This window comes from Streptomyces bambusae (assembly GCF_019400985.1).
Lineage (GTDB): Bacteria > Actinomycetota > Actinomycetes > Streptomycetales > Streptomycetaceae > Streptomyces > Streptomyces bambusae_A.
On sequence record NZ_WTFF01000340.1, the window covers coordinates 1 to 7,752 of the forward strand.

Genomic DNA, 7,752 nt, shown 5'->3' on the forward strand with positions numbered 1-7,752 from the left:
CGGCCCGGCCGACGGCGGCCGAGGCAAGGGCGGCGGCCGTGGCCGCGGGGCCGGAGCCGGGGCCGCCGGGGCCCGGGGGCGTGAGCCACAGTGATCCGCTCATCGGGCGCCCCCGCCCGTCCCGGAGCGCGGGTGGCCCCACGCCGCCAGCTCCCGGTACCAGGGGTCGGCCAGCCGCTGCGTCCACGCGTCGCCCGCGTGCACGGGCAGCAGGGGCTGCCCGGCGAGCTCGCGGTAGATGTGGCGGAAGCCGTCCACCGACTGGTGCAGGGTGAACTTCTCCACCACCCGCTGCCGCGACAGGCGGCCGAGCTCGGCGCGGCGGGCGTCGTCGCGCAGCAGGGCGAGGGTGGCCCGGGCCATCAGCTCGGGTTCGCGCGGGGGGACGACCAGGCCGGTGTCGCCGACGGCCTCGCGCACCCCGCCGACGTCGGTGGAGACGGTGGTCCGGCCGCAGGACATGGCCTCGATGATGCTGAAGGGGAAGCCCTCACTGATGCTGGAGAGCATCACGATGCTGCCCGCCGCGTACGCCTCGGCGACCTTGTCGATGCGGCCCTCGTACGTGATCCCGTCCGCGACCCCGAGTTCGGCGGCCAGCTCCTCCAGGCGCATCCGGTAGCCCTCGCAGCCGGCCGGGACCGGGCCGAAGAGCCGCAGCCGCAGCTCGGGCAGTTCCGCGCGCATGAACGCGTAGGCGCGCAGAAGGGTCTCCAGGTCCTTGATCGGGTCGATGCGGCCGCACCAGCTCAGCGTCGGCACCTCCGGTTCGGGCCCGGCCTCGGGGAAGGCGTGCGGGTCGACCCCGTTGTAGACCGTGCGGATCTTGTCGGAGGGGGCTCCGCCGCGTTCCTCCCAGCGGCGGTTGTAGCGGTTGCACGGGGTGATGAGGTCGGCCTGCCGGTAGCCCTCGGAGTTCAGCTCCCGGTAGAAGCCGAGCAGCAGCGCCTTGACCGGCCAGCGCTGGGCGGCGGTGCGGTAGCCGAGGTAGCGCTCGCGCAGGTAGATGCCGTGCTCGGTGAGCAGGAACGGGACGCCGTCGAGCCGCTTCGCCGCCAGGGCGGGCAGGGTGGCCAGGCCGCTGCTGACGGCGTGCGCGACGCTGTCGGCCGGGATCCGCACGGCGAGCGGGCGCAGGGCGTGCTCCAGCAGGTCGGTGGCGGTCAGGGCGTCGTGGACGGTGGGCCGGGCGGCCGCGGTGGCCAGGCCGGGGCGGTTCCACACGGCCATCAGCGTGCGCAGGACCGTTTCGGAACGCAGGACGGTGGCCAGGCCGCCGGTCCGGGCGAGCCGGGCGAGTTCGGTGAGGGCGGCGGAGAACCCCCCGTCCTCCGCCGGGTGCTGCCCGTCGCCGCCGGTGGCGTGCGCGGGGTCGAGGAGCGAGAGCAGGAACTGCTCGTAGGTCTCGGTGAAGCGGCGGTGGGCCCGGCCGCGCGGGACGGCCCGCCGGGAGCCGCGGGGCGGCGGCCCCCACAGCGGGACGGCGGTGTGCCGGTAGACGTTGCGCGGCAGTTCCCAGCTGACCGGCTCGCGTCCGGTGCCGGTCAGGGCTGTGACGTTGAAGTCGACCTCCGGCATGCCTCGGACGAGCTGGTCGCACCAGGTGCTGACGCCGCCGTGGACATGTGGGTAGGTGCCTTCGGTGAGCATGGTGACGTGGCGCCCATGGCTCATGTGGTATGTCCCCCCAGGACGTGATGAAGGGCCGGCGCCCGTGGGTCTGCGGGCGCCGGCGCTGAGTGGTGCCGTGGTGCTGTGCTGCCGTGGTGCTGTGCTGCCGTGGTGCTGTGCTGCCGTGGTGCTGCGGTGTCGGCCGGTCAGCCGGTCAGCTGGGCAGCTTGAGGGTGATGGCGCTCTGGAGCAGCTCCGGGCCGGCCCAGGCGGAACGGGTGCCGGCGTAGGCCGTGCCGAAGTCGGAGGTGCCCAGCAGGAGCTGCTTCTTCGTACCGTTCGGCGCGGTGACCGGGGCGAGCACCCCGGCGGGGGCCTTGACGGTGACGGTGGTGCCGACGCGGTAGGCGGTGACCTGGCCGGCGGCGAGCGCCTTGTCCCAGGCGGCGCGGCGGCCGAGTTCGACGCCGGTGTCCTTCATGCTCTGGTTCACGATCGGCGCGCTGGGCGCGTAGAGCGCGCGGTAGGTGTCGAGGACCTGGTCGAGCACGGGGTAGAGCGTGCGGTCCTCGGCGAGGTTGGACTGGTGGACGTAGTGCGGCCGGGGGTCGTTCGCCAGCACGTGCCGCAGGGCGGTGCGGGCCTCCTGCGGGACGATGTACGACAGGTAGCCGGTGGCGGTGTCGAGCGGGGCGGGCAGGCAGCTGGAGGTGGCCGGGTTGTCCTCGCAGACGCCGCTGCCGCCGTCCGCGCGGCTGGTGTAGATCCAGTTGTACTCGTCGGCCATCTCCGCGTTGGTGCCCGTGTTGTAGTACACGTTCATCGGGTGGCGCGGGACGGTCCGGGCGGCGCCGACCGGCCGCTGCTCGGGCTCGCGGGAGTTGTCGCTGCCGGTCCACTTGACCCCGTTGTCGGCGAGCGCGCCGGCCAGGTTGGGGTTGTCCTGGTCCTGCTGCGGCAGGGTCTTGAGGCCGGAGTGCTCGCCGGTGACGAGCTCGGTGCGGTCGAGGGCGATGCCCTTGCCGGCCGCCCAGTTGACGTTGTCGCGGATCTGGGCGGAGATCTCGGCCCGGCTCATCCAGCTGACCGCGCCCTGGGCGTTCTTGACGCAGGTCCACGGGACGGTGGTGGTGTCCTGGACGCAGCCGAGGAAGGGGTGGGTGTAGGTGTGGTTGAGCCAGCGGAACTTGGCGCGGTCCGCGACGAGCTGTGCGGTGAGGGCGTCGGTGCCGCCGTTCTCCGCCTTCCACTCCTCGCCCGAGCCCGCGTTGAAGAGCATGTCGAGCTTGAAGTTCTTGCTCTGCTGCCACTGCACCGCGTACTGGGCGTCGGCGGCGGTCATCCGGACGGTGCTCTCCTTGCCCTCCCCGCCCGGGCAGGCGTAGTCGCCGGGCGTGCAGTTGAGCTCCTTGTTCCAGCGGGCGTCGGGCGCGAGGACGTCGTCGACGTGGACGGCGAAGTAGTTGCGGCTGCGGCCGAGGTGCACGCCCTGGGTGAGCCATTCGACGATGCCCCGGGCGAGCAGCCGGAACTGCCGCTGGTGCTGGTTGTAGCCGAAGGTGACGACGAGCTCGCTGCGTCCGTCGTGGGCGTACTCGCCGACGAGCGAGGCCCGGCCGGAGCCGGCGGGCGCGTCGAGGTAGCTGGTGTAGCCCGGCCGGGGCCGGCCCATGAAGCCGTAGCTCTCGGGGATCAGCGGCGAGTTGTCCTCGAAGGCGACCTGCCCGGCGAGGTAGCCGAACGGGCCCGCCTTGCCGGCGGCGGTGACGGCGGCCGGGACCCCGTCGAGCTGTCCGCTGTACCCGCCGTTGTCGGTGTACTCCAGGCCCACGCCCGGGTGGGCCCAGGTGTAGGCGTCGACCTGGCGGATGCCGTACGCCGTCTCGTACGCGACGAGCGCGGCCATCTCGGCGCTGCCGTCGCCGAAGGGGTTCTCGTTGGGCAGGACCACCCCCTGGTACCTGGCGCGCGGGCGGCCGTCCACCGTGTCGGCGAGGAACGCCGCGTCGATGACCGGGCGGCCGCTGTCCCCCAGCGCGACCCGGGTGTAGGGGACCCCGGTGTCGCGCAGTTCCGCGGTGATCGCCTCGACGGAGCTGCCGCCGTCGTCGACGACGAGCACCTTCAGGTCGATCCGGGGAGTCACGGCCGTCTCGGCGGCCGTGGCGGGTGTCGCCACGGAGACGAGCGCTGCCACGGCGAAGGCGGCGGCAGCCCTGTTCATCCGGTTCTTCTTGACCATGTAAGGCCTTTCCCCCCGCAGGCGTCCCTCGACGGCGGCCCGTGGCGGTACGGCCGGGCCGGGGAGGCTCTGTGGAAATCATGCAAAGGGACCCCGCGCCCCCTTGCGAGAGTGGCTCGATCCTTACGGACCTCGTCAGGTCCAAGGGGCAAACCTGGAAGAGAGGCCACAGATGGGTGAACCTGGAGGCCTGTAGATCGAACAACTTCCCAAACCATTCGAGTGCTGTACGGACAGGGCGTCCGCGTAGGCTCGTTACCGGCGGCGACCGGGCCGGAATACGATCGCTGCGGACGGCCGGCGACCCCGACCTGCCCGCAGCCCCACACCACACAAACGGAAGCGAGACTTCACCACCGTGACTGCTCTGACTCTCAGCACTGCCGGCGCCTCGACGCTGCGCGCCGACGCCCTCGTGGTCGGCGTGGCGAAGGGCCCCAAGGGTCCCGTCGTCGCCCCCGGCGCCGAGGCCGTGGACGCGGCGTTCGACGGCAAGCTCGCCGGTGTCCTCGACGCCCTGGGCGCGTCCGGCGCGGAAGGCGAGGTCACCAAGCTGCCGGCCCCGGCCGGTCTGAAGGTCCCGGTCGTGCTGGCGGTCGGACTCGGCGGCGTACCGGAGAAGGACGAGTCCTACGACGAGGAGGCCCTGCGCCGCGCCGCCGGCGCCGCCTCCCGCGCGCTGACCGGCGCGAAGAAGGCCGCGTTCGCCCTCCCGCTGGAGGACGCCTCCGCCGTGACCGCGGTCGCCGAGGGCGCGCTGCTGGGCGCGTACGCCTTCACCGCCTACCAGGGCGGCGACAAGAAGGACGCGAAGAACGGCGCCAAGCTGCCGCTCGCCGAGGTGGCCCTGCTGGGCGCCAAGCCGCGTGACAAGGACCACAAGGCCGCCGTCGAGCGCGCCAAGATCGTCGCGGCCGAGGTCAACATCGCGCGCGACCTGATCAACACCCCGCCGAACGACCTCACCCCCGAGGCCTTCGCCGCGGTCGCCCAGACCACCGGCAAGGAGATCGGCGTCAAGGTCCAGGTGCTGGACGAGAAGGCGCTGGTCAAGGGCGGCTACGGCGGCATCATGGGCGTCGGCAAGGGCTCCGAGAACCCGCCGCGCCTGGTGAAGATCGCCTACACCCACGCGAAGGCGACCAAGTCCCTGGCCTTCGTCGGCAAGGGCATCACCTACGACTCGGGCGGCATCTCCCTGAAGCCGGCCGGCCACAACGAGACGATGAAGTGCGACATGTCGGGCGCGGCCGCCGTGTTCGCCTCCGTCGTCGCGATCGCCAAGCTGGGCCTTGAGGTCAACGTCACCGGCTGGCTGGCACTCGCCGAGAACATGCCGTCCGGCTCCGCCACCCGCCCCGGTGACGTGCTGCGCATGTACAGCGGCAAGACCGTCGAGGTGCTCAACACCGACGCCGAGGGCCGCCTGGTCCTGGCCGACGCGCTGACCCGGGCCTCCGAGGAGAACCCGGACGCCATGGTCGACGTCGCGACCCTGACCGGCGCCATGGTGCTGGCGCTGGGCAACCGCACCTTCGGCATCATGGCCAACGACGACGCCTTCCGTACGTCGATCCACGAGATCGCCGAGGAGGTCGGCGAGGCGTCCTGGCCGATGCCGCTCCCCGCCGACCTGCGCAAGGGCATGGACTCCCCCACCGCCGACATGGCCAACATGGGTGAGCGGATGGGCGGCGGCCTGGTGGCCGGCCTCTTCCTCCAGGAGTTCGTGGGCGAGGGCATCACCTGGGCGCACCTGGACATCGCCGGCCCGGCCTTCCACGAGGGCGCCCCGTACGGCTACACCCCCAAGGGCGGCACCGGCTCCGCCGTGCGCACCCTGGTCCGGCTGGCCGAGCGTACGGCCACCGGCGACCTGGGCTAGCCGGACGGCCGTCGGACCCGTCCCCGTCAAGAAGGAGGGGACAGGGGCGGGACACGACGGAAAGCGGCACGTCCGGGCAACAGCGCGGCCCCGGGAAGCCCGGGGCCGCGCTGTTTGTTCGGTCGTGCGAAGATGGGTCCTCGGCAGGACAGGGCCCCCACCACAGGGCCGAAGACAAGCGGCCGAACACCAGCCGCCGCCCGGTCACCGAAGGACCGGCGCCCGGCGCACATGCATGGAGGACGTGACGTGGCGAACGACGCCAGCACCGTTTTCGACCTAGTGATCCTCGGCGGTGGCAGTGGCGGTTACGCCGCGGCTCTGCGCGCTTCGCAGCTGGGTCTGGACGTTGCCCTGATCGAGAAGAACAAGCTCGGCGGCACCTGCCTGCACAACGGCTGTATCCCCACGAAGGCGCTGCTCCACGCGGGTGAGGTCGCCGACCAGGCCCGCGAGGCCGCGCAGTTCGGCGTCAAGACCTCGTTCGAGGGCATCGACATCGCGGGCGTCCACAAGTACAAGGACGACGTGATCTCGGGCCTGTACAAGGGTCTGCAGGGTCTGGTCGCCTCCCGCAAGGTGACCTACATCGAGGGTGAGGGCCGCCTGTCCTCCCCGACCTCCGTCGACGTGAACGGCCGGCGCATCCAGGGCCGCCACGTCCTGCTGGCGACGGGCTCCGTGCCGCGCTCGCTGCCGGGCCTGGAGATCGACGGCAACCGCATCATCTCCTCGGACCACGCGCTGGTCCTGGACCGCGTCCCCGAGTCCGCGATCATCCTGGGCGGCGGCGTCATCGGCGTCGAGTTCGCCTCGGCGTGGAAGTCCTTCGGCACCGACGTCACCGTCGTCGAGGGCCTCAAGCACCTCGTCCCGGTCGAGGACGAGAACAGCTCCAAGCTGCTGGAGCGCGCGTTCCGCAAGCGCGGCATCAAGTTCAACCTGGGCACCTTCTTCGAGAAGGCCGAGTACACCGAGACCGGTGTGCGGGTCACCCTCGCCGACGGCAAGACCTTCGAGGCCGAGGTGCTGCTGGTCGCCATCGGCCGCGGCCCGGTCTCGGCCGGCCTGGGCTACGAGGAGCAGGGCGTCGCGATGGACCGCGGCTACGTCCTGGTCGACGAGTACATGCAGACCAACGTGCCGACGATCTCGGCCGTCGGCGACCTCGTCCCGACCCTCCAGCTCGCGCACGTCGGCTTCGCCGAGGGCATCCTCGTCGCGGAGCGCCTGGCCGGCCTGAAGGCCGTCCCGATCGACTACGACGGCGTCCCGCGCGTGACGTACTGCCACCCCGAGGTCGCCTCCGTCGGCATCACCGAGGCCAAGGCCAAGGAGATCTACGGCGCGGACAAGGTCGTCGCCCTCAAGTACAACCTGGCGGGCAACGGCAAGAGCAAGATCCTGAAGACCGCGGGCGAGATCAAGCTCGTCCAGGTCAAGGACGGTGCCGTGGTCGGCGTCCACATGGTCGGTGACCGGATGGGCGAGCAGGTCGGCGAGGCCCAGCTGATCTACAACTGGGAGGCTCTGCCGGCCGAGGTCGCGCAGCTCATCCACGCGCACCCGACCCAGAACGAAGCGCTCGGCGAGGCCCACCTGGCCCTGGCCGGCAAGCCGCTTCACTCCCACGACTAACCGTCACGGGCGCGACGACCACTTCCCGTACCTTTCGTAAGGAGCAACAGAAACCATGGCGGTTTCCGTAACCCTTCCGGCGCTCGGCGAGAGCGTCACCGAGGGCACTGTCACCCGCTGGCTGAAGGCCGAGGGCGAGCGCGTCGAGGCCGACGAGCCGCTTCTGGAGGTGTCGACCGACAAGGTCGACACCGAGATCCCGGCCCCCGCCTCGGGCATCCTGGCCTCGATCAAGGTCGCCGAGGACGAGACCATCGAGGTCGGCGCCGAGCTGGCCGTCATCGACGACGGCACCGGCGCCCCGGCCGCCGCCCCGGCTCCGGCCGCCGAGCCCGTGGCCGCCCCGGCCCCGGCGCCCGTCGCCGAGGCCCCGGCC

General features: G+C 71.9%; 5 protein-coding genes. 3 read left to right on the forward strand and 2 right to left on the reverse strand.

Features of this window, described 5'->3' with window-relative positions; all coding sequences use genetic code 11:
* Positions 1-99 precede the first annotated feature (99 nt).
* Positions 100-1,674, reverse strand: a complete 1,575-nt coding sequence (pelF, locus tag GPJ59_RS30665) for a GT4 family glycosyltransferase PelF (RefSeq protein ID WP_219671182.1) — start codon at positions 1,672-1,674, stop codon at positions 100-102.
* Between the two features lie 151 nt (positions 1,675-1,825).
* Complete coding sequence (locus tag GPJ59_RS30670) at positions 1,826-3,853, reverse strand: hypothetical protein (RefSeq protein WP_219671183.1); 2,028 nt, start codon at positions 3,851-3,853, stop codon at positions 1,826-1,828.
* 358 nt (positions 3,854-4,211) lie between these two features.
* Here GPJ59_RS30670 and GPJ59_RS30675 point away from each other — a divergent pair, with 358 nt between their 5' ends.
* The 3 genes from GPJ59_RS30675 to GPJ59_RS30685 form a co-directional block, all read left to right on the forward strand.
* Complete coding sequence (locus tag GPJ59_RS30675) at positions 4,212-5,738, forward strand: leucyl aminopeptidase (protein ID WP_219671184.1); 1,527 nt, start codon at positions 4,212-4,214, stop codon at positions 5,736-5,738.
* Between the two features lie 249 nt (positions 5,739-5,987).
* Positions 5,988-7,376 (forward strand): dihydrolipoyl dehydrogenase, encoded by a 1,389-nt coding sequence (lpdA, locus tag GPJ59_RS30680; RefSeq protein WP_219671185.1) that lies wholly within the window; start codon positions 5,988-5,990, stop codon positions 7,374-7,376.
* A 55-nt stretch (positions 7,377-7,431) separates the two neighbouring features.
* Positions 7,432-7,752 (forward strand): biotin/lipoyl-containing protein (locus tag GPJ59_RS30685; RefSeq protein WP_308120573.1); only part of this gene is annotated, 321 nt, incomplete at its 3' end.